The 26072-nt window shown below is 68.9% G+C and carries 25 protein-coding genes and 1 tRNA gene; 10 read left to right on the forward strand and 16 right to left on the reverse strand.

Features of this window, described 5'->3' with window-relative positions; genetic code table 11:
* Nucleotides 1-92 precede the first annotated feature (92 nt).
* Nucleotides 93-1148: a cell division protein ZapE gene (zapE, locus tag BJY17_RS04775; RefSeq protein ID WP_179550347.1), complete on the reverse strand. Its 1056-nt coding sequence runs from the start codon at nt 1146-1148 to the stop codon at nt 93-95.
* A 152-nt stretch (nt 1149-1300) separates the two neighbouring features.
* Here zapE and BJY17_RS04780 point away from each other — a divergent pair, with 152 nt between their 5' ends.
* Nucleotides 1301-2200, forward strand: a complete 900-nt coding sequence (locus BJY17_RS04780) for a sulfurtransferase (protein WP_179550348.1) — start codon at nt 1301-1303, stop codon at nt 2198-2200.
* Between the two features lie 47 nt (nt 2201-2247).
* The gene (locus BJY17_RS04785) at nt 2248-2685 is read left to right on the forward strand and encodes a SufE family protein (RefSeq protein ID WP_179550349.1); all 438 of its coding nucleotides are present in this window, start codon (nt 2248-2250) and stop codon (nt 2683-2685) included.
* A gap of 19 nt (nt 2686-2704) precedes the next feature.
* Here the strand turns inward: BJY17_RS04785 and BJY17_RS04790 are convergent, their stop codons facing one another.
* On the reverse strand, nt 2705-3919 hold the full coding sequence (locus BJY17_RS04790) for an alpha/beta hydrolase family protein (protein ID WP_179550350.1): 1215 nt from the start codon (nt 3917-3919) through the stop codon (nt 2705-2707).
* A gap of 85 nt (nt 3920-4004) precedes the next feature.
* Here BJY17_RS04790 and BJY17_RS04795 point away from each other — a divergent pair, with 85 nt between their 5' ends.
* From BJY17_RS04795 to BJY17_RS04815, 5 genes are all read left to right on the forward strand, one after another.
* Nucleotides 4005-4592, forward strand: coding sequence for a DUF3000 domain-containing protein (locus tag BJY17_RS04795; protein WP_179550351.1), 588 nt, complete (start codon nt 4005-4007; stop codon nt 4590-4592).
* Complete coding sequence (locus tag BJY17_RS04800) at nt 4585-5781, forward strand: ribonuclease D (protein WP_179550352.1); 1197 nt, start codon at nt 4585-4587, stop codon at nt 5779-5781. Before BJY17_RS04795 ends, BJY17_RS04800 begins: the two co-directional genes overlap by 8 nt.
* 76 nt (nt 5782-5857) lie before the next feature.
* Nucleotides 5858-7063: a thiolase family protein gene (locus BJY17_RS04805; RefSeq protein ID WP_179550353.1), complete on the forward strand. Its 1206-nt coding sequence runs from the start codon at nt 5858-5860 to the stop codon at nt 7061-7063.
* Nucleotides 7063-9201 (forward strand): 3-hydroxyacyl-CoA dehydrogenase NAD-binding domain-containing protein, encoded by a 2139-nt coding sequence (locus BJY17_RS04810; protein ID WP_179550354.1) that lies wholly within the window; start codon nt 7063-7065, stop codon nt 9199-9201. Before BJY17_RS04805 ends, BJY17_RS04810 begins: the two co-directional genes overlap by 1 nt.
* A 64-nt stretch (nt 9202-9265) precedes the next feature.
* Nucleotides 9266-9613, forward strand: a complete 348-nt coding sequence (locus tag BJY17_RS04815) for a dihydrofolate reductase family protein (protein WP_179550355.1) — start codon at nt 9266-9268, stop codon at nt 9611-9613.
* Between the two features lie 13 nt (nt 9614-9626).
* Here the strand turns inward: BJY17_RS04815 and dxs are convergent, their stop codons facing one another.
* The 5 genes from dxs to dut form a co-directional block, all read right to left on the reverse strand.
* Nucleotides 9627-11576: a 1-deoxy-D-xylulose-5-phosphate synthase gene (dxs, locus tag BJY17_RS04820; RefSeq protein ID WP_179550356.1), complete on the reverse strand. Its 1950-nt coding sequence runs from the start codon at nt 11574-11576 to the stop codon at nt 9627-9629.
* Nucleotides 11577-11708: 132 nt separating this feature from the next.
* Entirely contained in the window at nt 11709-14519 is a 2811-nt protein-coding gene (gene acnA, locus BJY17_RS04825; RefSeq protein ID WP_322789749.1) for an aconitate hydratase AcnA, read from the reverse strand.
* 156 nt (nt 14520-14675) lie between these two features.
* Nucleotides 14676-15500, reverse strand: a complete 825-nt coding sequence (locus BJY17_RS04830; RefSeq protein WP_179550358.1) for a DUF3159 domain-containing protein — start codon at nt 15498-15500, stop codon at nt 14676-14678.
* A gap of 5 nt (nt 15501-15505) precedes the next feature.
* A complete protein-coding gene (locus BJY17_RS04835) occupies nt 15506-16126 on the reverse strand; it encodes a DUF3710 domain-containing protein (RefSeq protein ID WP_322789750.1) in 621 nt (206 codons plus the stop codon).
* On the reverse strand, nt 16123-16581 hold the full coding sequence (gene dut, locus BJY17_RS04840) for a dUTP diphosphatase (protein ID WP_179550359.1): 459 nt from the start codon (nt 16579-16581) through the stop codon (nt 16123-16125). Before dut ends, BJY17_RS04835 begins: the two co-directional genes overlap by 4 nt.
* A 38-nt stretch (nt 16582-16619) precedes the next feature.
* Between dut and BJY17_RS04845 the strand changes: the two genes are divergently transcribed.
* Nucleotides 16620-17084 (forward strand): DUF3093 domain-containing protein, encoded by a 465-nt coding sequence (locus BJY17_RS04845; protein WP_179550360.1) that lies wholly within the window; start codon nt 16620-16622, stop codon nt 17082-17084.
* Here the strand turns inward: BJY17_RS04845 and BJY17_RS04850 are convergent.
* The gene (locus BJY17_RS04850; RefSeq protein WP_056009399.1) at nt 17081-17374 is read right to left on the reverse strand and encodes a DUF4193 domain-containing protein; all 294 of its coding nucleotides are present in this window, start codon (nt 17372-17374) and stop codon (nt 17081-17083) included. The genes BJY17_RS04845 and BJY17_RS04850 overlap by 4 nt on opposite strands.
* 195 nt (nt 17375-17569) lie before the next feature.
* On the opposite strand from BJY17_RS04850, the gene sepH reads away from it, so the two are divergent.
* Nucleotides 17570-18631: a septation protein SepH gene (gene sepH / locus BJY17_RS04855; RefSeq protein ID WP_179550361.1), complete on the forward strand. Its 1062-nt coding sequence runs from the start codon at nt 17570-17572 to the stop codon at nt 18629-18631.
* Between the two features lie 106 nt (nt 18632-18737).
* A complete protein-coding gene (locus BJY17_RS04860; protein ID WP_179552719.1) occupies nt 18738-19022 on the forward strand; it encodes a hypothetical protein in 285 nt (94 codons plus the stop codon).
* Here the strand turns inward: BJY17_RS04860 and BJY17_RS04865 are convergent, their stop codons facing one another.
* The 8 genes from BJY17_RS04865 to BJY17_RS04900 all read right to left on the reverse strand — a co-directional run bounded on the left by BJY17_RS04865 (nt 19023) and on the right by BJY17_RS04900 (nt 25940).
* Nucleotides 19023-20255, reverse strand: a complete 1233-nt coding sequence (locus BJY17_RS04865) for a benzoate/H(+) symporter BenE family transporter (RefSeq protein WP_179552720.1) — start codon at nt 20253-20255, stop codon at nt 19023-19025.
* A gap of 25 nt (nt 20256-20280) precedes the next feature.
* Nucleotides 20281-21558 (reverse strand): ATP-dependent Clp protease ATP-binding subunit ClpX, encoded by a 1278-nt coding sequence (gene clpX / locus BJY17_RS04870; RefSeq protein WP_179550362.1) that lies wholly within the window; start codon nt 21556-21558, stop codon nt 20281-20283.
* Nucleotides 21559-21672: 114 nt separating this feature from the next.
* Nucleotides 21673-22428 (reverse strand): AAA family ATPase, encoded by a 756-nt coding sequence (locus BJY17_RS04875; protein ID WP_179550363.1) that lies wholly within the window; start codon nt 22426-22428, stop codon nt 21673-21675.
* 11 nt (nt 22429-22439) lie between these two features.
* A complete protein-coding gene (locus tag BJY17_RS04880; protein ID WP_179550364.1) occupies nt 22440-23108 on the reverse strand; it encodes an ATP-dependent Clp protease proteolytic subunit in 669 nt (222 codons plus the stop codon).
* Nucleotides 23109-23135: 27 nt separating this feature from the next.
* A complete protein-coding gene (locus BJY17_RS04885) occupies nt 23136-23720 on the reverse strand; it encodes an ATP-dependent Clp protease proteolytic subunit (protein ID WP_179550365.1) in 585 nt (194 codons plus the stop codon).
* A gap of 73 nt (nt 23721-23793) precedes the next feature.
* A complete protein-coding gene (locus BJY17_RS04890) occupies nt 23794-24276 on the reverse strand; it encodes a tetratricopeptide repeat protein (RefSeq protein ID WP_179550366.1) in 483 nt (160 codons plus the stop codon).
* A 71-nt stretch (nt 24277-24347) separates the two neighbouring features.
* A complete protein-coding gene (tig, locus tag BJY17_RS04895; protein ID WP_179550367.1) occupies nt 24348-25817 on the reverse strand; it encodes a trigger factor in 1470 nt (489 codons plus the stop codon).
* A gap of 49 nt (nt 25818-25866) precedes the next feature.
* Nucleotides 25867-25940: transfer RNA gene (locus BJY17_RS04900), tRNA-Pro, on the reverse strand.
* Between the last annotated feature and the right edge of the window lie 132 nt (nt 25941-26072).

Here is a 26072-nt window from a genome sequence, read left to right on the forward strand (position 1 = left end):
ACTGTTTCGCGTCTGTTACGTGCGGGGTCCGCAGGTAAACAGCACGTTTCCGAGCGCCGCTCAAGCGATGTGAATCGCTCGGTCTGCTGGATTCAGTCGTGCGGGGGCAGCTCGCCCGTGGTCAGCGCGATCATGCGCGACATCGCCCGAAGGTACTTCTTGCGGTAGCCGCCCGACATCATGTCGCCGCCGAAGACCTCGTCGAGCGGCAGGCCGCTCGCGATGATCGGCACCTCGGCGTCGTAGACGCGGTCGATGAAGGCGACGAGGCGCAGCGCCGCGTTCTGGTCGGTGAGCTCATGCACGCCCTCGAGGGCGATGAACTCGAGACCTGCAACGAGCTTCACGTACTTCGACGGGTGCACGGTCGCGAGGTGCGCGACGAGGTCGTCGAAGCCGTCGAGCGAGATGCGGTGCCCGCGCTCGGCGAGGGCCGCGGCCGTGCGTGCGACGTCGGCATCGCCCGCGAGCGATTCGGCGTGCCCCTCGGTGTCGCGACGGCGGTAGTCGAGACCGTCGATGCGGAGGGTCTCGAAGTTCGACGAGAGGGCGTGGATCTCGCGAAGGAAGTCGGAGGCCGCGAACCGGCCCTCGCCGAGCGCGTTCGGGGGCGTGTTCGACGTCGCCGCGACCCGGGTGCCGCCGGCCATGAGCTCGCCGAGGAACCGCGTCATGAGCATCGTGTCGCCCGGGTCGTCGAGCTCGAACTCGTCGATGCAGATGAGCTTCGCACCGCGCAGCAGCTCGACCGCCGGCTGGTAGCCGAGCGCGCCGACGAGCGCGGTGTACTCGATGAACGTGCCGAAGTACTTCGGGCCGTGCGCCACGTGCCAGAGCGCGGCGAGCAGGTGGGTCTTGCCGACGCCGAAGCCGCCGTCGAGATAGACACCGGGCAGCTCGATGCGCGCGGGGCGCTTGCGGGAGAAGAACCCGCCGGGGCGCTGCGCCGCACGCCACGCACCGGCGAACTCCTTCAGACGATCGAGTGCGGCCTGCTGCGACGGGAAGTCGGGGTCGGGCCGGTACGACTCGAACGACGCGTGCTCGAACTGCGGCGGCGGCGACAGCTCCGCGGCGATCTCGGCCCCCGAGATCGACGGGTTCCTCTCGACGAGACGGATGAGTGGCTGGCTCGATGCCGTGGTCATGCTGGAGGAGCTCCCGGTGTGCATCTGTTGCATCGGATGACAGGGCTTGTGACTTCGCCCCGTACGCCGCGTAGATTCGTGGTGGACAGGTGATCAGCCTAGTCCGCTCCCCTCGAACACCCCGCCGACCAGGCGATCCCAGGAGGTACCCCATGTCCGCCGAGTTCGACGCCGCTGAGAAGCTCGCCGAGTACGCGCACCCCGAGCGTCTCGTCACCACCGAATGGCTCGCCGAGCACCTCGGTGAACCGGGGCTGGTCGTCGTCGAATCCGACGAAGACGTGCTGCTCTACGAGACCGGGCACATCCCCGGCGCCGTGAAGATCGACTGGCACCTCGACCTCAACGACCCCGTCGTGCGCGACTACGTGAACGGCGAGCAGTTCGCCGCCCTCGCCGGCTCGAAGGGCATCGCCCGCGACACCACCGTCGTGATCTACGGCGACAAGAACAACTGGTGGGCCGCGTACGCGCTCTGGGTCTTCACGCTCTTCGGCCACGAGGATGTGCGCCTGCTCGACGGCGGCCGCGACCTCTGGATCGCCGAGGGCCGCGAGCTGACGACGGCCGCTCCCGAGGTGACGCCGGTCGAGTACCCCGTGGTCGAGCGCGACGACCGCGTCGTGCGCGCCTACAAGGACGACGTGCTCGCGCACTTCGGCAACCCGCTCGTCGACGTGCGCTCCCCAGAGGAGTACAGCGGTGAACGCACGACCGCGCCCGCCTACCCCGAGGAAGGCGCACTGCGTGCGGGGCACATCCCGACCGCGGCATCCGTGCCCTGGGCCCGCGCCGCGGCCGCAGACGGCACGTTCAAGTCCCGCGCCGAGCTCGACGCGATCTACCGCGACGAGGTCGGCCTCGCCGACGGCGACGACATCATCGCCTACTGCCGCATCGGCGAGCGTTCGAGCCACACCTGGTTCGTGCTGAACCACCTGCTCGGCTTCGAGAAGGTGCGCAACTACGACGGCTCGTGGACCGAGTGGGGCAGCGCCGTGCGTGTGCCGATCGTCACCGGCGCCGCGCGAGGCGAGGCGCCCGCTCGCTGACGCCGCGAGGGGCGGGGCCGCTGCACGACATGGGAGAATGGATCCCGATGAACGCGACGACCCTGCCCGCACGACTCGCCGAGACCCGCGACGACTTCCTCGCCCTCGGCGTGCGCGACCGCCTGCAACTGCTGCTCGAGTTCTCGAACGAACTGCCCGAGCTGCCCGAGCGCTACGCCGACCATCCCGACCTGTTCGAACGGGTCGAGGAGTGCCAGTCGCCGGTCTTCATCTTCGTCGAGGTCGCAGGCGGGCGAGTGCACCTGTTCGCGACCGCGCCGGTCGAGTCGCCGACCACTCGCGGCTTCGCCTCGATCCTCGTGCAGGGACTCGACGGGTTGACCACCGACGAGGTGCTCGACGTGCCCGCCGACTACCCGCAGTCGCTCGGGCTCGGCGAGGCGGTCTCCCCGCTCCGGGTGCGCGGCATGACCGGCATGCTCGGCCGTATCAAGCGGCAGGTCCGCGAGCGGGTCGCCGCGTAGGGTTCGCGGCGACTGCCGGTCAGCCCGCGATCTGCGCCTCGTCACCCATACGGGCTGCGCTCTCGGTGCGGCGCTCCAGCCACGACCGCACGAGTCCCGTCCATCGCTCGGGCTCGGCATTCCAGAGCTTCGTGTGTCGCGCGCCCTCGAACACCTCGAACTCGATCAGGTCCGGGCGGGCGGCCGCGAAACGGCTCGATCCGTCGATCGGCACGAAGCCGTCGTCGACGCTGTGCATGAGCAGCATCGGCACGTCGAACTCGTCGGCCCGGGCGATCGGATCGAGTTCCTCGACGTCGATCGGCGCGCCGATGCCGGTGAGCCCGCTGCCGAGCGGTCCGCCGAGCACCCGCACCACGAGGTCGCCGAGCTCGGGCGGCAGGTTGTACAGCTGCCCTTGGAAGCGGAGGATGTCGGCCCAGTCGATGGCCGGCGAATCGAGCATCACGCCGACGAGTCGCTCGCGCACCTCTGCCGAGCGCAGCACCGCCTGCAGCGAGATCGCGCCGCCCATCGACCAGCCCATGAGCACGATCTCCTCGGCGCCGTGCTCGACGGCGAACCGGGTCGCGGCGACCACGTCGGCCCACTCGGTGCCGCCGAGACCGTACCTGCGGTCTTCGCTCTCGGGAGCATCGCCGTCATTGCGATACGAGATCAGCAGCGAGTTCCATCCCGCGTCGTACGCGGGCGGCACGGCGCGCAGTGCTTCGGGTCGCTTCGCGCCACGACCGTGGACCTGGATGACCCAGCGCGCCGAGTCATCCGCCGACCTGATGACCCATGCCGGCGCAGGGCCGAGCTCGGTCTCGATGACGGCGTTGTCGTACGGCAGCTCGAGCTCCCAGGGGCCGAGGTGGTACCAGCCGTTGATGCGGCCGCGCGTCGCCCGGTCGAGGCGGCCGAAGTCGACGGAATCGATGCTGCGCCGCACCTCGCGCTCGCCGTCGTCGATGACGTCGCCGAGCCTGGCGTGACCCGCGTCGTGGTCGAACCAGAGTCCGTAGCGGCCGCGCATGCGCGTCTCCTCCGAGGCGACCAGCGTGATCTCGCCCGCGGCGAGGTCGACACGCGTGATGCGCACGTCTTCTTCGCGCTTCTCGGGCGGGGTCACCACCTTGCGGGCGAAGAACACCGCAGTGGCGGCGGTCGCCGCCCCGATCGTCACGGCGATGAGCCCGACGGCACCTGCCGCGATCGCCGCCGTGGCCCCTGCACCGCGCTTTCGACGCATCCGTTTCCTCCCGAAGCAGTCACCGTGTGCCGGTGGCGCGGCGTGCCGCCGACGTCCCCAGTATCCGAGACTCTAGTCTGCACTCGTGCCCGACTCAGCGCCTCCGCTTCCACCCGAGTTCGAGGCCGCCCTCGCGTCGCTCAGGGCCGCCTCTCCCAGAACGGAGCTGCGCATCTCGGAGATTCCGGCTCCTGGCTCGTTGGCGCCGAACGCCGTCGCCCTCTCGGCCGATGTCACCCCGAGCCGACATGACGACTCCGAGCTCGGAACCGGGCGGTTCGTGCTGCTGCACGACGAGAGCGAGCCCGAGGCATGGGGCGGTCGTTTCCGCATCGTGTGCTTCGCGCAGGCGCCCCTCGAGACCGACATCGGCCTCGACCCGTTCCTCGCCGACGTCGCGTGGTCGTGGCTCGTCGACGCCCTCGATGCACGAGGCGCGCGCTACATCGCCGCTTCCGGCACGGCGACGAAGATCCTCTCCACCGGTTTCGGCGAACTCGCCCGGCAGGGCGACGGCGCGCAGATCGAACTGCGCGCCTCGTGGACGCCGCTCGACTCGGCCATCGGCCCGCATGTGGAAGGCTGGGCAGAGTTGTTGTGCATGCTCGCAGGACTGCCGCCCCGATCAGAAGGGGTGACTCCCCTGCCCCGTCGGAGGACGAACCGTGGATGAATTCCAGGTGATCGAGACCCCCGCCGCCTTCGATGAGGCGGTGAGGCGACTCCGCGACGGCGAGGGTCCGATCGCAGTCGACGCCGAGCGGGCGAGCGGATTCCGCTACTCGCAGCGGGCGTATCTGATCCAGATGTTCCGGCGCGGTTCGGGCACGTTCCTCTTCGATCCGCCGCAGATCCCCGACTTCTCGGCCCTGCAGGACGCCATCCGCTCCGAGGAGTGGGTGCTGCACGCGGCGAGCCAAGACCTCGCGTGCCTCCGCGAGGTCGGCCTCGACCCCGAGCGCATCTTCGACACCGAGCTCGCGGCGCGGCTCCTCGGCATGCCGCGGGTCGGCCTGGCTTCGGTCGTCGAGGAACTGCTCGACATCAAGCTCGCCAAGGAGCACTCGGCCTCCGACTGGTCGACGAGGCCGCTGCCGCAGTCGTGGCTGAAGTACGCGGCCCTCGACGTCGAGCTGCTCGTCGACGTGCGCGAGCGACTCGGCGCACGCCTCGAGGAGGACGGCAAGGCCGAGCTCGCGGCAGAGGAGTTCGACGCCGTGCTGCACCGCGCCGCGAAGCCGCCTGCGGCCGAGCCGTGGCGACGCCTCTCCGGCATCCACGCCATGCGCAGCCCCCGCAACCTCGCGGTGGCCCGCGAGCTCTGGCTCTCACGTGACGCGCTCGCGACCGAGCTCGATGTCGCGCCCGGCCGCCTGGTTCCGGATGCCTCGCTCCTCGCCGTCGCCCGAACGCTGCCGTCGACCCGGCGCGCCCTCGCCGACCTCCGCGAGTTCAACGGCCGTGCGAGCCGCACCGAGCTCGACCGCTGGTGGGGAGCCGTGGAGCGCGGGCTCGCGACGACCGACCTGCCGCAGGTGCGGGTGCCGAGCGACGCTCCTCCCCCGCCGCGCGCCTGGGCTGCGAGGCATCCCGAAGCCGACGCGCGCCTCAGGCTCGCGAAGGCCGCCGTGACCGAGGTCGCCGAGCAGATGAACATGCCCGTCGAGAACCTGCTCACGCCCGATCACCTGCGCCGGGTGGCCTGGACGCCGCCCGCGGAGACGACGGCTGAGGCCATCGGCGAGGCGCTTCGGGCGCTCGGTGCACGCGAGTGGCAGGTTGCCGCAACCTCACAGAGAATCGCTGTTGCATTTGTCGAGGCGGCACAATCCGTCGAAGACGCCACCTCCGACGCTTCGTAGATTCCGTCAAGCGATTCAGCGCCTCCGCAGCGGCGTTCGTAGGATCGAAGCATCCTGACCGAAAGTGAGCTGCAGCGTGGCTGATCAAGCTGAAGTCGTATTCGTCGACGGGGTCCGCACCCCGTTCGGCAAGGCCGGCGACAAGGGCATGTACTGGAACACCCGGGCCGATGACCTCGTCGTGAAGGCGATCGTCGGACTCCTCGAGCGCAACCCGAACATCCCGAAGGACCGCATCGACGACGTCGCCATCGCCGCGACGACCCAGACCGGCGACCAGGGTCTCACCCTCGGCCGCACGGCCGCGATCCTCGCCGGACTCCCGAAGACCGTTCCCGGCTTCTCGATCGACCGCATGTGCGCAGGCGCCATGACGGCCGCCGCGATGATGTCGGGCTCGATCGGCTTCGGCATGTACGACCTCGCCATCGCCGGCGGCGTCGAGCACATGGGGCACCACCCCATGGGCTCGGGCGTCGACCCCAACCCGCGATTCCTGAGCGAGCGCCTCGTCGGCGAAGACGCCCTCGTGATGGGCGCGACCGCCGAGCGCATCCACGACCGGTTCCCGCAGCTCACGAAGGAGCGCAGCGACCGCTTCGCCCTCGCGAGCCAGCAGAAGACCGCAGCGGCCTACGCCGCGGGCAAGATCCAGCAGGACCTCGTGCCCGTCGCGATCCGCACCGAGCAGGGCTGGGGCCTCGCCACGCGCGACGAGGTCATGCGCCCCGAGACGACGCTCGAGGGCCTCGCCGCCCTGAAGACGCCGTTCCGCCCGCACGGCCGCATCACGGCCGGCAACGCCTCGGGCCTCAACGACGGCGCGACCGCCGCGATCCTCGCCTCGGGTGCTGCCGCGAAGGAGTTCGGCCTGTCGCCGAAGATGAAACTCGTCAGCTACGCCTTCGCCGGCGTCGACCCCGAGATCATGGGCATCGGCCCGATCCCCGCCACCGAGAAGGCGCTGCGCAAGGCGGGCCTCTCGATCGACGACATCGGCATCTTCGAGATGAACGAGGCGTTCGCCGTGCAGGTGCTCTCGTTCATGGACCACTACGGCATCGCCGACGAAGACCCCCGTGTCAACCCGTGGGGCGGTGCGATCGCGGTCGGCCACCCCCTCGCCTCCTCGGGCGTGCGCCTCATGAACCAGCTCGCGAGCCAGTTCACCGAGCGCCCCGACGTGCGCTACGGCATCACCAGCATGTGCGTCGGCCTCGGCCAGGGCGGCACCATGGTCTGGGAGAACCCGAACTACGACAAGAAGGCGAAGAAGGCCTGATGACCGACTACACGAAGATCGACTTCGACTCGCTCGCCGCCCTCTCCGACGACGAGGTCGTCACGCACTCCTTCGTGCGCGACGTGCCGATCTCGGGCGGCAAGACGCTCGCCCTCGTCACGCTCGACAACGGCCGCGACCACACCCGCCCGAACACCCTCGGTCCGGTGTCGCTGCTCGAGTACGCGAAGACCCTCGACGAGCTGAAGGCGCGCGCTGCAGCAGGCGAGATCCACGCCGTGGCGATCACGGGCAAGCCGTTCATCCTCGCTGCGGGCGCCGACCTGTCGAAGGTCGCCGAGATCCCCGACCGCGAGACCGCCCGCAAGATGGGCCAGCTCGGCCACTTCGCGCTCGGCAAGGCCTCCGAGCTCGGTGTGCCGTCGTTCGTGTTCATCAACGGCCTCGCCCTCGGCGGCGGCCTCGAGATCGCACTGAACGCCGACTACCGCACGGTGGATGCCTCGGTGCCCGCAGTCGCCCTGCCCGAGGTCTTCCTCGGCCTCATCCCCGGTTGGGGCGGCGCCTACCTGCTGCCGAACCTGATCGGCATCGAGAACGCCCTCAAGGTCGTCATCGAGAACCCGCTGAAGCAGAACCGCACGATGAAGGCCGACGACGTGATGGAGCTCGGCATCGCCGACGCGAAGTTCGACTCGGTCGCGTTCCTCGAGGACTCGATCAAGTGGGCCGACGGCGTCATCTCGGGCCGCATCAAGGTGAAGCGCCCGAACGAGCCCGGCAAGGTCGAGCGCCTCGTGAAGTGGGATGCCGCGATCGCGATCGCCACGAAGATGCTGAAGAGCCGCATCGGCTCGGTGCCGAAGTCGCCGTACGCGGCGCTCGACCTCATGAGGGCCGCCAAGAGCGGCACGAAGGCCGAGGGCTTCGAGCGCGAAGACGACGTGCTCTCCGAGCTCATCGTCGGCGATCAGCTGCAGGCCTCGATCTACGCCTTCAACCTCGTGCAGAAGCGCGCGAAGCGCCCCGCCGGTGCGCCCGACAAGGCGATCGCGAAGAAGGTCACCAAGGTCGGCGTCCTCGGGGCCGGCTACATGGCGAGCCAGCTCGCCCTGCTGTTCGTGCGCCGCCTGCGGGTGCCGGTGGTCATCACCGACATCGACCAGGCACGCGTCGACAAGGGCGTCGCCTACATCGGCGAAGAGATCGACAAGCTCCTCGAGAAGGGCCGCATCTCCCCCGATGAGGCGAACCGCCTGAAGGCGCTCGTCACGGGCACCACCGAGAAGGCCGACTTCGCCGACTGCGACTGGGTCATCGAGGCCGTCTTCGAAGAACTCGAGATCAAGCAGAACGTCTTCGCCGAGGTGGAGCAGTTCATCTCGCCCGAGGCCGTGCTCGCCACGAACACCTCGTCGCTGTCGGTCGAGCAGATCGGCGCGAAGCTCGCGCACCCCGAGCGCCTGGTGGGCTTCCACTTCTTCACCCCGGTCGCGGTCATGCCGCTGATCGAGGTCGTGAAGACGCCGCACACCGATGAGGCGACGCTGTCGACCGCCATGGTCACCGCGAAGAACCTGCGCAAGAACGCGGTCATCACGGCAGACACCCCCGGGTTCGTCGTCAACCGGCTCCTCGCCGTGCTGCTCGGCGAGGCGATGCGGGCCGTCGACGAGGGCACCTCGTTCCAGACCGTCGACGAGGCGATCGCCCCGCTCGGCCTGCCCATGGCACCTTCGGTGCTGCTCGACCTCGTGGGCCTGAAGGTCGGGGCGCACGTGCTCGACACCCACCACGCTGCGTTCCCCGACCGGTTCTACCGCAGCGAGAACCTGCACAAGCTCGCCGACTACGGCAAGCTGCTCGACAAGGACGACAAGGGCAAGGTCAAGGGCTTCGACAAGGGCGCCCTGAAGATCGTCGCCGGCGGTAAGAACCCCCGCTCGGCCGACGAGATCCTCGTGGCCCTGCAAGACGGCCTCGCCCGTGAGGTGCGCCTCATGCTCGACGGTGGTGTCGTGGCGGCTGCAGAGGACATCGACCTCTGCATGGTGCTCGGCGCCGGCTTCCCGTTCCAGATGGGCGGCCTGACGCCGTACCTCGACCGGGTCGGCGCGTCCGAGCGCGTCTTCGGCGACACGTTCCACCACCCGACCATCACGGGTGTGGGCGCGTAGCCTCGAAGCCACCTCACAGAAACGGCCCCCGGCATGCCGGGGGCCGTTTCTCTCTGCTCGGAGCATGACGAAGTTCCAGTACTCCGTCGCTTCGAGCCTCGACGGATTCATCGCCGACGAACATCATGGGCTCGGTTGGTTGCGATCCAGGTCCGGCGACGTCCTCCCGATCGCCGACGCCGCACGAGCGGAGGCCGGCGAGCGGAACGTCTGGATCGTCGGCGGCGGACCGATCGCCGCCGAGTTCCTCGAGGTGGAACGGCTCGACGAACTGCTCGTCACGTACATGCCGGTGGCACTCGGCCGTGGCAGACCGCTCCTGCCAGTCGCAACGGCGACCCCGCGCTTCACGCTCGTCCGAACGACGCCGTTCCCGAACGGCGCGGTCGAGCACGTCTACCGAACGGGTTGACGTCGGGAGATCGTCAGACGCGCGGCTGCGGGCTCGTGTCGGTCGAAACGCCCGCTTCGGCGCCGGCACCGCGGGCGTGCGGCAGCTTCGAGCCGAGCACCATGGCAGTGACGTCGCGTGCGATGTGCTGCGGGGTGAGCCCCACTCGCTCGAGGATGTCGGAGCGCGAGCCGTGGTCGAGGAACTCGTCGGGCAGGCCGAGCTCGGTCACCGCCGTGTCGACGCCCGCCTCGCGAAGGTCTTGGCGGATGCGCGTGCCGATGCCGCCGACCCGGATGCCGTCTTCGATGCTGACGACGATGCGGTGCGCGGCCGCCAGGTCGATGATGCTGCGCGGCACCGGAACGACCCAGCGGGGGTCGACCACGGTGGCGCCGATGCCCTGCGCCTCGAGGCGCTCGGCCACCTGAAGACCGGTCTCGGCCATCGGGCCGACCGTGATGATGAGCACGTCTTTGCGCTCGGACTCGGCGAGCACGTCGACGCCGTCGGCGGTGCGCCGCACGGCGTCGAAGTCGACGCCGACGGTGCCCTTCGGGAAGCGGATGACGGTCGGCGCGTCGTCGACCGCCACGGCCTCGCCGAGCTCTTCGACGAGGCGCACCGAGTCGCGCGGTGCGGCGATGCGGATGCCAGGCACGACCTGCAGGATCGAGAGGTCCCACACACCGTGGTGGCTCGGGCCGTCGGGGCCGGTGACACCGGCGCGGTCGAGCACGAAGGTCACGCCCGCCTTGTGCAATGCGACGTCCATGAGCACCTGGTCGAAGGCGCGGTTCATGAATGTCGCGTACACGGCGACCACCGGGTGCAGCCCGCCGAAGGCGAGCCCGGCAGCGGATGTCGCGGCGTGCTGTTCGGCGATGCCGACGTCGAAGACCCGGCTCGGGAACCGTTCGGCCATGCGGTGCAGCCCGGTGGGGCGGAGCATCGCCGCGGTGATGCCGACGAGCCGCTCGTTGCTCTCGGCGAGATGCACGAGCTCATCGGCGAAGACGCTCGTCCACGACGGCGCCGAGGCGGTCTCGAGGGATTCACCGGTCTCGGGGTCGATCTGGCCCACCGCGTGAAACTGATCGGCCGCGTCGCGCAGGGCAGGCTCGTAGCCCCGCCCCTTGTCGGTGATCGCGTGCACGATGACAGGGGCGCCATAGGCCTTGGCCTGGCGGAGCGCGGACTCCATGGCGCGCTCGTCGTGACCGTCGATCGGGCCGATGTACTTGATGTCGAGGTTCGAGTAGAGCGCCTCATTGTCGGTGAAGCGGCTGAGGAAGCCGTGCAGGCCGCCGCGGACGCCGCGGTAGAACGCGCTGGCCGGAGCGCCGAGACGGTCGAACGCGCGTCGACTCGAGAGGTGCAGGTTGCGGTAGGTCTGCTTCGTGCGCACGGTGTTGAGGAACCGCGCCATGCCTCCGATCGTGGGTGCGTACGAGCGACCGTTGTCGTTGACGACCACGATGAGCTTGCGCGTGTTGTCGTCGGAGATGTTGTTGAGCGCCTCCCACGTCATGCCGCCCGTGAGCGCCCCGTCGCCGACGACCGCGACCACGTGGCGATCGTCTTGACCGGTCATCTCGAAGGCCTTGGAGATGCCGTCGGCCCAGGACAGCGAACTCGACGCGTGCGAGCTCTCGACGATGTCGTGCTCGGACTCGGAGCGCTGCGGATACCCGGCGAGACCACCTGTCTTGCGGATGGTGGAGAGGTCGCGTCGGCCCGTCAGGAGCTTGTGCACATACGACTGGTGCCCGGTGTCGAAGACGATCGCGTCGCGCGGCGACTCGAAGACGCGGTGGATGGCGATCGTCATCTCGACGACGCCGAGGTTCGGGCCGAGGTGGCCACCGGTCTTCGACACCGACGCCACGAGGTACTCGCGGATCTCGCGCGCCAGCTGGTCGAGCTGTTCGGGACTCAGCGCGTCGAGATCACGAGGTCCCGAAATGGTCTCGAGCAGGGTCATGCGTCTTGCCTCCGGAGGGTCGCGGGCAGGTGCCGCCGAACGGAACGAGTCTACGCCGGGCTTCCTGCGAAGCAGGGCAGACAAGAGGGCGATCGGCACCAAGCCGACCGCCCCCGAATCTCTTGCGAGCGTTTAGACGAGCGAACGCAGCACGTACTGCAGGATGCCGCCATTGCGGTAGTAGTCCGCCTCACCCGGCGTGTCGATGCGGACGACCGCGTCGAACTCGACGGTCGCCTTGCCGGCGGCGGAGTGCTCGCTCGGCGTGGCCACGACATGCACGGTCTTCGGCGTGACGCCCTCGTTCAGCTGCTCGAGACCCGAGATCGAGACGACCTCGGTGCCGTCGAGGCCGAGCGATGCCCAGCTCTCGCCTGCGGGGAACTGCAACGGCACCACGCCCATGCCGATGAGGTTCGAGCGGTGGATGCGCTCGAAGCTCTCGGTGATGACGGCCTTGACGCCGAGCAGGCTCGTGCCCTTGGCCGCCCAGTCGCGCGACGAGCCGGAGCCGTACTCCTTGCCGCCGAAGATGACGAGCGGGGTGCCCTGAGCCTGGTAGTTCTGGCTCGCGTCGTAGATGAACGACTGGGGCGCGTCGGCCTGCGTGAAGTCGCGCGTGTACCCGCCCTCGACGCCGTCGAGGAGCTGGTTCTTCAGGCGGATGTTCGCGAACGTGCCACGGATCATGATCTCGTGGTTGCCGCGACGCGAGCCGTAGGAGTTGAAGTCCTTGCGGTCGACGCCGTGCTCGGTCAGGTAGTGACCGGCCGGGCTGTCGGCCTTGATCGAACCGGCCGGGCTGATGTGGTCGGTCGTGACCGAGTCGCCGAGCTTGGCGAGCACGCGGGCGCCGACGATGTCGGAGACCGGCGTGGTCTCCATGGTCATGCCGTCGAAGTACGGGGGCTTGCGCACGTACGTCGACTGCGCGTCCCACTCGAAGGTCGCGCCGGTCGGCGTCTCGAGCGAGCGCCAGCGCTCGTCGCCGTCGAACACACCGGCGTACTGCGTGACGAACATGTCCTTGTTGATCGAGGTGTCGATCGTGTGCTGCACCTCGGCGGCGTCGGGCCAGATGTCCTTCAGGAAGACGTCGTTGCCGTCGGTGTCCTTGCCGAGCGAGTCGACCTCGAAGTCGAAGTTCATCGAACCGGCGAGAGCGTACGCGATCACGAGCGGCGGGCTCGCGAGGTAGTTCATCTTCACGTCGGGGTTGATGCGACCCTCGAAGTTGCGGTTGCCCGAGAGCACCGCGGTGACGGCGAGGTCGGAGTCGTTGACCGCGGCCGAGATCTCGTCGAGCAGCGGGCCCGAGTTGCCGATGCAGGTGGTGCAGCCGTAGCCGACCGTGTAGAAGCCGAGGGCCTCGAGGTCGTCGGTGAGGCCGGCCTTCTCGTAGTAGTCGGTGACGACCTTCGAGCCCGGAGCCAGGGTGGTCTTGACCCACGGCTTGACCTTCAGGCCCTTCTTCGCCGCATTGCGCGCGAGCAGGCCCGCAGCGAGCATGACCGACGGGTTCGAGGTGTTCGTGCACGAGGTGATCGCCGCGATCGCGACGGCGCCGTGGTCGAGCACGAACTGCTCACCGGTGCCGAGCGTGACATCCGTCGGCTTCGAGGCCGTCGCCGGAGCGTGGCTCTTGTGGTGGTGCTCGTGGTGGCTGTACTCGTCTTCGGGCGAGTTTCCGGGCGGGTCGGATGCCGGGAAGGACTCCGCGCCCTCGAGGTCGACGAGGTCGTGGTCGACCGTCGCGTAGTTCAGCAGGTCCTTCTCGAAGGCGCTCTTGGACTCGGAGAGCTCGATGCGGTCTTGCGGACGCTTCGGGCCGGCGATCGAGGGGACGACGGTCGAGAGGTCGAGCTCCATGTACTCGCTGAACTCGGGCTCGGTGTCGGCGTCGTGCCAGAGCTTCTGGACCTTGGAGTACGCCTCGACGAGGGCGATCTGCTCGTCGCTGCGGCCGGTGAGGCGCAGGTAGTCGAGGGTGACGTCGTCGATGGGGAACATGGCCGCGGTCGAGCCGAACTCGGGGCTCATGTTGCCGATGGTGGCGCGGTTGGCGAGCGGCACGGATGCCACGCCCGAGCCGTAGAACTCGACGAACTTGCCGACCACGCCGTGCTTGCGGAGCATGTCGGTGATCGTGAGCACGACGTCGGTCGCGGTGACGCCCGTGGGGATCTCGCCCGAGAGCTTGAAGCCGACGACCTTGGGGATGAGCATCGAGACGGGCTGGCCGAGCATGGCCGCCTCTGCCTCGATGCCGCCGACGCCCCAGCCCAGCACGCCGAGGCCGTTGACCATGGTGGTGTGCGAGTCGGTGCCGACGCAGGTGTCGGGGTAGGCGCGGAGGACTCCCCCGACCTCGCGGGTGAACGTGACCTTCGCGAGGTGCTCGATGTTGACCTGGTGCACGATGCCGGTGCCCGGCGGCACGACCTTGAAGTCGTCGAACGCGGTCTGGCCCCAGCGGAGGAACTGGTAACGCTCGCCGTTGCGCTCGTACTCGATCTCGACGTTGCGCTCGAGCGCGTTCTCGGTGCCGAAGAGGTCGGCGATCACCGAGTGGTCGATGACCATCTCTGCGGGAGCGAGCGGGTTGATCTTGTTGGGGTCGCCGCCGAGGGCGACGACCGCCTCGCGCATGGTGGCGAGGTCGACGATGCAGGGAACGCCGGTGAAGTCCTGCATGACCACGCGCGCCGGCGTGAACTGGATCTCGGTGTCGGGCTCTGCGGTGGGAACCCAGGAGCCGAGCGCCTCGATCTGCTCCTTGGTGACGTTCTTGCCGTCTTCGGTGCGCAGGAGGTTCTCGAGCAGCACCTTCAGGCTGAACGGAAGCTTCTCATGGCCCGGCACGGTGTCGAGTCGGAAGATCTCGTAGGACTCATCACCGACGCGGAGCGTGTCCTTCGCCCCGAAACTGTTCACTGCAGACACGATGTCCTCTCCTTCGCGGGTGCCGCCGGACATGCAGGCGGCACTCCATCTTCTCCGTCAGACATGGGGCTGTTCCAGCAAGGGTAACCTAAGCCACTCGCCCGCCGACAGGCCTCGCACGGTGTGCGGATTTATCTTGACGTCGAGATAACTCTATCACTCGCCGGAGCGAGCGGATGACGGGTAGATCGCCCGTACGACGAGCCACGAGAACACGAGCACGAGCGCGTAGAGCGGCACGCCCATGATCAGGCGCGTGGCGCCGAGCGCCTCGACGTTGTTCGCGAGATAGAACGGCAGCTGCACCGCGAGACGCGCGACGAACAGCCCGATCCAGACGAGCGTGAGGAACTGGGCGGCCCGGTACTTGCGCTTGTCCTGCTTCCACGCGACGCCGTCGCCCATGAGGAATCCGACGATCAGGCCGATCGCGGGCCAGCCGACGAGCAGCGAGACGGTCAGCCCGAGCGCGTAGGCGGCGTTCGTGTAGAAGCCGATCACGTAGTTGTCGCGCGCGTCGCCCGACCAGAGCGCCAGCGCCGCCGAGGCGAGCACACCGATGAGGCCGGCGATGGCCTGGGTCGGCTGGCCCTTCACGACGAGGCGGGCGACCGTGAAGATCACCGCGAGGCCGACGGATGCGACGAGCGCGGGTACGAGGGCCGCCTGCGGGTCCTGACCGGCGAAGCTCGTGAGTCCGCTGTAGACGATGAGGAACACGAGGCCGGGCAGCAACGCCTCGAGGATGCCCCGCACCCCGCCGACCGCGGTGAGGAGGTCGCGACCGCTCAGCTTCTCGTCGCGCGCGAGCGCACCGAGACCGCTCTTCTCCGCGGCAGCGGCGAACTGCCGACCGAACTCGCCTGCCGTGGCGGTCGAGTCGGCCGTGCCGGGGGCACCGTCCGTCTCGGCCGGGTGTTCAGCCGCGCCATCCGCTCGCTCGCCGTCGCCGGCGCTCGACGGACCGTCGGCGTTCGTCATCGCGGTCACACCGTGGGCGCACCCGCGGAGGACGCGGGCATGCGCAGCGGAATGAGGTCGCGCGGCGGCATCGGCGTGCTGCCGCGCACCACGACGATCGAGCGGAACAGGTCTTCGACCTTCGCCGCCGCAGCCGGGTCGACGGCGGCCTCGCCGGCGATGACGCCGCGGAGGAACCAGCGCGGTCCGTCGACGCCGATGAAGCGCGCGAGGCGCATCTGGCCGGGCTGACCCTCACCCGCCGCGACGGGGATCTGCGCCAGCAGTTCGGGCCCGAACGAGCCTTCGCGCACGGTGGTCGTGCCGCCCTGACGGGCGATCTGGTCGGCGATCTGCGCGCGGATCTCGTGCCAGAGACCGCTCGAGCGCGGCGCGGCGAACGGCTGCACCTGCAGGGTCGAGTTCGCGTAGTCGAGGCCGATCGCGACGACGCGCTTCGTGCCCTCCTCGACCTCGAGTCGGAGGTGGAGTCCGTCGCGCGGCAGCACCTTCACTCCGCCGAGATCGACGTACGGGCGAACCGGGTTCGCCTCGGCCTCGTCGAAGGGACCCGCTTCGGCGCGGTCTTCGGGGGCCGACTTGGGCTGCTCGGCGGGGATGTCGCCGCTGGTTTCGATGTCGCTCACGCGTTCACTCCTGACTTGTGCTCCCCGAAGCCGGTGGAGCCGAATCCTGCCTCGCCGCGCAGACTGCCGGGCAGCCGCTCGACCTCGACGAATCGAGCGCGACTCACCGGCATCACGATGATCTGGGCGATGCGGTCGCCGACCTCGATCGCGTGCTCCTCGCGGGCGTCGGTGTTCAACAGTGCGACCTTGATCTCACCGCGGTAGCCGGCATCGATGGTGCCGGGTGCGTTGACGATCGTGATGCCGTGCTTGAAGGCGAGGCCCGAGCGCGGCACGACGAAGCCGACGTAGCCGTCGGGCAGCGCGATCGCGACGCCGGTGCCCACCGTGGCCCGCTCACCCGGACCGAGCACGACGGCCTCGGAAGCGTGGAGATCGGCGCCCGCGTCGCCCGGATGGGCGTAGTTCGGCACGCGGTCTGCGGTGATCAGCACATCGACGGAATCGGTCACTGTTCGAGGGTAGTGCAGAAGTCTGGTCGAATAGAGCCATGCCCGACTACCGCGAGAAACTCTGGCCGACGCCGTGGATCTACATCGTCAGCCTGCTGCTGATCCCGTCCAGCATCCTGGTGCTGGCGCCCGTCTCGATGCCCGCCGGCATCGCGACCGGCGTGATCCTCTACGGAGCGACGGTCGCGGCGCTCAGCTTCACGGCCCCCGTCATCGAGGTGGCCGACGGCCGCCTCCGTGCTGGTCGCGCATCGATCGCGCTGGCGGACACCGGCGTCGCGACCGGTGCGACGGATGCCGCGGCTCGCGCCGAACGCGGCACGGGCCTCGACGCACGGGCGTTCCTCGTGATCCGCGGCTGGGTGCAGCCCGTCGTGCGGGTGCCGATCACCGACCCGTCGGACCCGACGCCGTACTGGCTGGTCTCGACGCGTCATCCGAAAGAACTGGCCGCCGCGATCAATGGATCGCGACGGCCTGAACGTACCGAGCCTGGCGTCTAGGACGCGCACTCCAAGCAGATCGGTCCGAGCTTCGTCTCGTGGTCCATCTGCGAACGGTGCTTCACGAGGAAGCAGTTCACGCAGGTGAACTCGTCGGCTTGCGGCGGAAGCACCACGACGTCGAGTTCGACGTCGGAGAGATCGGCACCAGCGAGGTCGAACCCGCCGGGGTTATCGGCGTCATCGACATCCACTACGCCCGACATCTTGTCGGGGACGCGCTCCTTGAGGGCCTCGATCGACTCGGAGTCGTCTTCGGTCTTCCTCGGTGCGTCGTAATCCGTTGCCATTCCCATCCATTTCTTCATCGCCGATGATTCGGCGGCCATAGTCTGCATCAAATCGGTGCGGTTAGCAAACCACTTTTGCAGCGTTTGCACAGGTGCTCAGTGCTCAACTTCCGGCGCGCCCGCCCTATTCCCACGAGCACACATGCGGACGTGGCATCCTTGGGCGGAGACGAAAGCACGGAAGGGCTTGTCGCGATGCAAGAACTCAAGGTAATCGGAGTCGAGAACGGCGCGCTGCTCGCCGCTTCCGACGATGGAGCGCGCTTCCGAATCGAGATCGACGAGGTGCTGCAATCCCGCATCCGTCAGGCGCAACCCGAGCAGCACGTCGGACCGAAACCCTCGCCCCGCGAGGTGCAGGCGCACATTCGTGCAGGAATGTCGGCCGAAGAAGTCGCGCAGGTCACCGGCGCGTCGATCGACTACATCCGCCGCTTCGAGGGCCCGGTGCTCGCTGAGCGCGAACACATGGTCACCTCGGCACTCGCGGTGCCCGTTCACGTCACCACCGAGACCGACCCGGCCGACGAGCCGCCGTCGTTCGGCGGCGTCATCCGCGAGCGGCTCGCGCAGCTCGGCGCCCACGGCGAACGCTGGGCGAGCTGGAAGGACGAGGAACGCGGCTGGATCATCAAGCTCGAGTTCACCGCCGAGACCATCGACCACGACGCCCGCTGGAGCTTCGAGCCCCGGAAGCAGGCACTGCAGCCGCTGAATTCCGAGGCGATCACGCTCTCGCAGCAGGGCGAGATGAAGGGCGGGCTCATCCCCCGCCTCCGCGCCGTCGGCCCCGAGTCGGAGGAGTCCCGCTTCGACAGCGGCGCCTTCACGTTCGAAGAGCCCGAGCACGGCGACTTCGACACGGCACCCCACCTCGAACCGCTTCCGTACGCGCGCACGCCGCAGGCCTCGAGCCCCGCGGTGGCACGCGCTGCGATCAAGCGAGCGGATGAACCGAAGCAGACGCTCGGCGAGACCGCCGACCTGCTCGAGGCTCTGCGCCGCCGACGCGGCGAACGCGAGGCCGCGGGCAGCGAACCCGAGCGCCCGCAGGCGGCACCCGCCGCGGCGCCCGTGCAGGAGACCCCAGAGTCCGAACAGCCCGAGGAGAAGCCCGGCACCGCCGCGCGCAGCATCTGGGGCGGCAAGGGCGTCTCGAGCCCCGGCGCCCGTGGGGGCGCCAAGAAGGGCCGCGCGTCGATGCCGAGTTGGGACGAGATCGTCTTCGGGGCCCGCACCGACGACGACCTGGCCTGAGCCGCACCCCACCCGTCGAACGCCGCCGTGCATCGCGCACGGCGGCGTTTCGCATGCCGTCGCCCGGTGATACCATCGAACATACATTCGAATCGGTGAGGTGCCCATGTCGCTCGTGCAGGAGTACGTCGAGCTGTGGACCAGCGACGACGGCCGCCCCGAGCGACTGGTGTGGCGGGCGCGTCGGTTCCGGGTGAGCGATACGCCGACGACCCTCGTGGGCCCGTGCGACTGGTGGACTCCGGTGGCTCGCTACGACGTGTCACCCGGGCGCCCCCCGCTGCAGATCACCGGTTGGCGATTCCAGGCGAGCGCAGACGACGGCGAGACGCACGTGTTCGACGTGCGCCGCCGCGACGACCGCTGGGAGCTCGTGCGCGTCTTCGACTGACTACGCGGGTTCCGTGTCTCGATCGTGCTCGCCGTCGCCTGAGTGCGGCGCTGCGGCCGCTGAGGCGGGTGCCGTCGCGACTGGGGCGGACCCGTCACGCCCCAACCAGAGCATGAGCACCCCGCCCACGACGAGACCCCAGAATGCGGAACCGATGCCGACCACGGCGACCCCTGACGCGGTCACGAGGAACGTGCCGATCGCCGTGATGCGCTGACGCGGGTCTTCGAGCGCGCCGGTCAACGCGGTGACCATGGCGCCGAGCAGTGCGAGTCCTGCGACGGCGGTGATGATGATCGGCGGCGACGCCTGAACCACGGCGGCGGCGAGACCTGCGCCGGCTCCCAGCACGAGGTAGACGATGCCCGAGGTGAACGTCGCGACCCAGCGCCTGCGCGGGTCGGGGTTCGACTCGGGGCTCGCCATGATCGCCGCGGTGATCGCGGCGAGGTTCAGCGCGTGGCCGCCGGCGAACGCCGCGCCGACCGAGGCGGCTCCCGAGGCGATGAGCACCGGCCTCGGTGCCAGGCGATAGCCGAACGTCGACATCACGGCGAAGCCCGGCACGTTCTGCCCGGCCATCGTCACGATGAAGAGCGGGAGGCCGAGGCTCACGATCACGAACGGGTCGAAGACGGGAGCCACGAACTGCAGCTGCGGTCGCACGGCCTCACTCGCGATCACCGCGGGCCCCGCGAGCACGGCGATGCCGATCACCGCGACGAGCATCGCCGCGGGCACCGCCCAGCGCGGAGCGAGGCGCGCGAGGAGCAGCCACACGAGCACCATGGGCACCGCGATCGCCGGCTGCTCGACCGCCGCGAACACCGGTGCGACGCAGATCGGGAAGAGGATGCCGGCGAGCATCGCGCTCGCGATCGGCTTCGGGATGCTCGTGATCGCCCTGCCGAGCGCGGGCCAGAGGCCGGCGAGCACGATGAGCACGCCGCACACGATGAACGCGCCGATCGCGGCGGCGAACTGCTGCGTGGTCGCTGCCGCGGCGACGAGGAGCGCCGCACCGGGCGTGGACCAGGCGAACGACACCGGCATGCGCGTGACGAGCGGCAGCACGATGCAGAGGAGACCCGTCGCGATGCAGAGGGCGAACAGCCCCGAGGCTGCCTGCGTCTCGGTCGCACCGACGGCGACGAGCCCCGCGATCACCAGGGCGAACGAGCTCGCGAATCCGGTGATGGCCGCGATGACGCCCGCGACGACGGTGTGGAAGATGGGCGGCGCTCGCTCTCGGCCCGGGCTATGCCGACTTCTCGGTGCGACGCTGCTTGGCGTGCGGCACGATCGTGGGCGCGGCGTTGTCGAGCACCGCGGCCTTCGTGACGACGACACGGGCGACGCCGGTGGAGGACGGCACTTCGAACATGATCGGCCCGAGCACCTCCTCCATGATGGCGCGGAGCCCGCGGGCGCCGGTCTGCCGCAGCACCGCGAGGTCGGCGATCGCCTGCAGCGCCTCCTCTTCGAAGTCGAGCTCGACGCCGTCGAGTTCGAACATGCGCTGGTACTGGCGCACGAGTGCGTTGCGCGGCACCGTGAGGATCTCCATGAGCGCCTCGCGGTCGAGCGGCGTCACCGTCGCGACGACGGGAAGACGGCCGATGAACTCGGGGATGAGGCCGAACTTGTGGAGGTCTTCGGGGAGGACCTCGCTGAAGATGTCGGCTTCGTCTTCTTTGTTGTGCAGCGGTGCGCCGAAGCCGATGCCGCGCTTGCCGGCTCGCGACGAGATGATGTCCTCGAGCCCGGCGAAGGCGCCGGCCACGATGAACAGCACGTTCGTCGTGTCGATCTGGATGAACTCCTGGTGCGGGTGCTTGCGGCCGCCTTGCGGCGGCACGGATGCGACCGTGCCCTCGAGGATCTTGAGCAGCGCCTGCTGCACGCCCTCGCCGGAGACATCGCGCGTGATCGACGGGTTCTCGGCCTTGCGGGCGATCTTGTCGACCTCGTCGATGTAGATGATGCCGGTCTCGGCGCGCTTCACGTCGAAGTCGGCGGCCTGGATCAGCTTCAGCAGGATGTTCTCGACGTCTTCGCCGACGTACCCGGCCTCGGTCAACGCGGTGGCGTCGGCGACGGCGAACGGCACGTTCAGCTGCTTCGCGAGCGTCTGCGCGAGATAGGTCTTGCCGCAGCCCGTGGGGCCGATGAGCAGGATGTTGGACTTCGAGAGCTCGACATCGTCACGGGCGTCTGCCGACGTGAGTGCCGTGCGAGCGCGAACGCGCTTGTAGTGGTTGTAGACCGCGACGGCGAGTGCCTTCTTCGCGGCCTCCTGGCCGATGACATATTCCTCGAGGTAGCCGAAGATCTCTTTCGGCTTGGGCAGTTCGAACTCGCCGACCTCGGTCTCGCCGGCCTCGGCGAGGCGCTCCTCGATGATCTCGTTGCAGAGCTCCACGCACTCGTCGCAGATGTAGACGCCGGGTCCGGCGATGAGCTGCTGCACCTGCTTCTGGCTCTTTCCGCAGAACGAGCACTTGAGCAGGTCGGCGCTCTCTCCGATGCGTGCCATCGAAACCCTCCCTGTCGACGAATCTGTTCCGAGCCTAGCCCGAGATCGGGCCGATCGAGGGTAGCGCGCGGGATTCGACACGCTCGGTCGTTCGCGGGACGCGAACCGGGACGTTCAGTCGAGGAGGTGGCGGAGGTAGCGACGCGGATCGTCGAGGTACCCGCGCCAGTGGGCGACGAGTTCGAGCTCCTCCCAGCTCGTCTCGCGGATGCCCCACTCCCCCAGTTCCAGGATCGTGGCACCCGGCACGGATGCCAGCACCGGCGAGTGGGTCGCGCAGATGATCTGGGTGCCGCGGGCGACCATGCGGTCGAGGCCTGCGATCCACCCGAGGATCGACGAGAACGAGAGCGCTGCCTCGGGCTCGTCGAGGCAGACGAGCCCGGCCCGGTAGCGCGGATGGTTCAGCTTGTTGTCGAGCAGGTCGTTGAAGGACTCGCCGTGGCTGAGCGAGTGCAGGTGCCGATCGGGGCTGTCGGGCAGCGCTTCGAGGTAGCTGTAGTAGCCGTGCATCGTCTCGGAACGGAGGAAGAACCCCCACCGCTGCGCCGATGGACTGCGCTCGATGCGCAGCCACTCCGCGAGCGGCGACTCGCTCGGCCGCGTCGAAGTGCCGCCGTTGCTGCTGCCGCCCTCCGGCGGCAGCCCGTAGGCCATGGCGATGCCCTCGAGCAGCGTCGACTTGCCGCTGCCGTTCTCGCCCACCAGAAAGGTCAGGCCCGGCGAGAACTCGATGCCGCCGTCGCCGATCAGCTGATCGATCGCGGGAATGCTCGCCGGCCAGGCGACACGGTCGATCGCGGCATCCGGAGACAGCGAAACGCGGCGGATGGCGCGGCTGTCGTTCAGCCGGTCATCCGCCGCGTTCACGGTGCCGCGAGCTATCGCGTGATCGCCGGAAGGCTCTTGCGCGAGCTGAGCACCTGGTCGATGAGACCGTACTCGAGCGCTTCGCTCGCCGACAGGATCTTGTCGCGGTCGATGTCGGTGTGCACCTGCTCGGGCGTGCGGTTCGAGTGACGCGACAGCGTCTCTTCGAGCCACGAGCGCATGCGCATGATCTCGGCGGCCTGGATCTCGATGTCGGACGCCTGGCCGTGACCCGCCTCGCCCATGGCGGGCTGGTGGATGAGCACTCGGGCGTTCGGCAGCGCGAGTCGCTTGCCCGGCGTGCCGGCTGCTGCGATCACCGCGGCGGCCGAGGCCGCCTGGCCGAGCACGACCGTCTGGATCTGCGGACGGATGTACTGCATCGTGTCGTAGATCGCGGTCATGGCCGTGAAGGAGCCACCGGGCGAGTTGATGTAGAGGATGATGTCGCGGTCGGGGTCCATCGACTCCAGCACGAGCAGCTGCGCCATGATGTCGTCGGCGGATGCGTCGTCGACCTGCACGCCGAGGAAGATGATGCGGTCCTCGAAGAGCTTGGCGTAGGGGTCTTGGCGCTTGTAGCCGTAGGCCGTGCGCTCCTCGAAGCTCGGCAGGATGTAGCGCGAGCCCGGTGCCTGAACGCCGTTGAAGGCGGTGCCACCGAAAGCAGGGATGTTCATTCGCTCGTTCTCTCTTCTCTCGCGTGCCTACGCCTGGGTTCCGCCGCCGCCGGCAACGTCGAGTGCCGATTCGCGGATGTGGTCGACGAAGCCGTACTCGAGGGCCTCCTGCGCGTTGAACCAGCGGTCGCGGTCGCCGTCGGCGTTGATCTGCTCGACGGTCTTGCCCGTCTGCGCCGCGGTGATCTCGGCGAGTCGCTTCTTCATGTCGAGGATGAGCTGCGCCTGCGTCTGGATGTCGCTCGCGGTGCCGCCGAAGCCGCCGTGCGGCTGGTGCAGCAGCACGCGGGCGTTGGGGGTGATGTACCGCTTGCCCTTGGTGCCGGCCGTCAGGAGCAGCTGCCCCATGGAGGCGGCCATGCCGATGCCGACGGTGACGATGTCGTTCGGCACGAACTGCATGGTGTCGTAGATCGCCATGCCGGCCGTGATCGAGCCACCGGGCGAGTTCACGTAGAGGTAGATGTCCTTCTTGGCATCTTCTGCCGCGAGCAGCAGCAGCTTCGCGGCGATCTCGTTCGCGTTCTCGTCGCGCACCTCGGAGCCAAGCCAGATGATGCGGTCCTTCAGCAGTCGATCGAAAACACCGGTGCCTGGTGTCGGTTCGGCCATGTGTCGCTCCGTTTCCGTTGTCGCGTTCACTCGAATCTATCCGGTGCAACGCGCAGGAACGGGGCTGTTCGCCCTAGGCGGATGCCGCGAGCTCCGCAGCGTATGCGGCGAGCGACACCCGGTACCGCTGCAGGTGCGGGGCGAGAGCTGCGAGGGCCTCGGATGCCGCGAGCCGCGCGTCGCCCGCATCGACCCGTGCAAGGGCGCGGAACGCGACGACGGCGTCGCGCAGTTCTCCGGACTCGGGCTCGATCTCGTCGAGCATGGCGATCGCCTCGAGCGGGCGCCCGAGGTTGCGGATCGTCGATGCGAGCTGCACGTGCGCCTGAACGCGTTCGGAGCCCGAGAGCCCGCCCGCGATGGCCTGCCGGTAGAGCGGCTCCGCCTCGGCCTCGAGGCCTGCCGAGTCGCGAGCGCCGGCCTGCTCGAAGAGCGCGATCGGGTCGCCCGCAGGGCGTTCCGCCGCGAGGGAGTCGATGCGGCGGATCACCTCGTGGTCGCCGAGTTCGTCGGCCGACGCCCACACCGCGTCGACCCGCTGCTGCCAGTCGCTCATGCACGTACCTCCCGTGAATGCGGGAAGGGGCCGGGCGAAACGCCCGACCCCTTCACCGTTCGATCACCGAATTACTCGGCGTCGGCCTTCTTCGTTGCGCGCTTCTTCGGCGCGGGCTTCTCAGCGGCGTCGGCGGCCTCGTCGGCAACGGCGGCCTTCTTCGGCGCGCGCTTCTTCGGCGCGGGCTTCTCGGCGGCCTCGGCCTCTTCGACGATCTCTTCGGCCTCGTCGACGACCTCTGCCTCGGCCTCAGCCTCGGCAGCGGCGACGGCGGTGAACTCGGAGAGGTCGACGGGCTTGCCCGCGGCATCCGACACCTTCGCCTTGCCGAGCGCGATCGCGAGCGCCTTGTTGCGCGCGACCTCGCCGACCATGGCGGGGATCTGGCCGTTCTGGCTGAGGATCTGCACGAACTCGTTCGGGTCCATGCCGTACTGGGCTGCGCCCTGCACGAGGTACTGGGTCAGCTCGTCCTGGCTGACCTGGACCTTCTCGGCCTCGGCGATCGTGTCGAGCAGGATCTGCGTCTTGAACGCCTTCTCGCTCGACTCGGCGACCTCTGCGCGGTGCTCGTCGTCTTCGAGGCGGTTCTCGTTCTCGAGGTGACGGTGCACCTCGTCGTCGATGACGGCCTGCGCGACGGGAACCTCGACGAGCTCGAGGAGCTTGTCGACGAGGAGGTCGCGGGCCTGGCTGCCCTGACCGAACGACTTGTTGCGCGCGACCTGCTCCTTGAGGCTGTCGGTGAGCTCGGCGAGCGTGTCGAACTCGCTCGCGATCTGCGCGAAGTCGTCGTCGGCTGCGGGGAGCTCGCGCTCCTTCACGGCGGAGACGGTGACGGTGATCTCGGCGGTCTCGCCCTCGTGGTCGCCGCCCAGGAGCTTCGACGCGAAGGTGGTGGTCTCGCCTGCGGAGAGCGTGTCGAGGGCCTCGTCGATGCCCTCGATCAGGTCGCCCGAGCCGAGCTCGTACGAGATGCCGCTGGCGGTGTCGACCTCGTTCTCGTCGATCTTGGCGACGAGGTCGAGCGTGACGAAGTCACCGGCCGTGGCGGGGCGGTCGACCGTGATGAGCGTGCCGAAGCGGCTGCGCAGGCGGTCGAGCTCTTCGGCGACCTCGTCGTCGGCGACCTCGACGGAGTCGACCGTGAGCTCGATGCCCTCGTAGGCGGGCAGCTCGATCTCGGGGCGCACGTCGACCTCGATGGCGAGCAGCAGGTCGCCCGAGAAGTCCTTGTCGCTGGGCCACTCGACGATGTCGGCCTCGGGGCGACCGAGGGGGCGCAGCTCGTGCTCGGCGACGGCGGCGCGGTAGAACCCGTCGAGGCCCTCGTTGACGGCGTGCTCGAGCACGGCGCCCTTGCCGACGCGCTGGTCGACGATGGGCGGCGGCACCTTGCCCTTGCGGAAACCGGGCACGTTGATCTGCTCGGCGATGTGCTCGTACGCGTGGGCGATGCTGGGCTTCAGCTCCTCGGGCGTCACCGAGATGGTGAGCTTGGCGCGAGTGGGGCTCAGCTTCTCAACCGAAGTGGTCGGCATGTGGAAGTTCTCCTGTTGTGTGGAAGTTCGTGTCGAGTCCTGGAACTCGTCGGGGCGACAGGATTCGAACCTGCGACCTCCCGCTCCCAAAGCGGGCGCTCTACCAAGCTGAGCTACGCCCCGAGTCGCGACTCAACTCGTCGATTCAGCCGTGCGGGCATGCGGAAGCATGCGTCAGACGGATGGACCCCGGAAAGTCTACTGCACAGCGTGAGGCCCGTGCTGTGCATCCGGGGTTCGGGCGCCCGACACCGA

This window comes from Agromyces hippuratus (assembly GCF_013410355.1).
Lineage (GTDB): Bacteria > Actinomycetota > Actinomycetes > Actinomycetales > Microbacteriaceae > Agromyces > Agromyces hippuratus.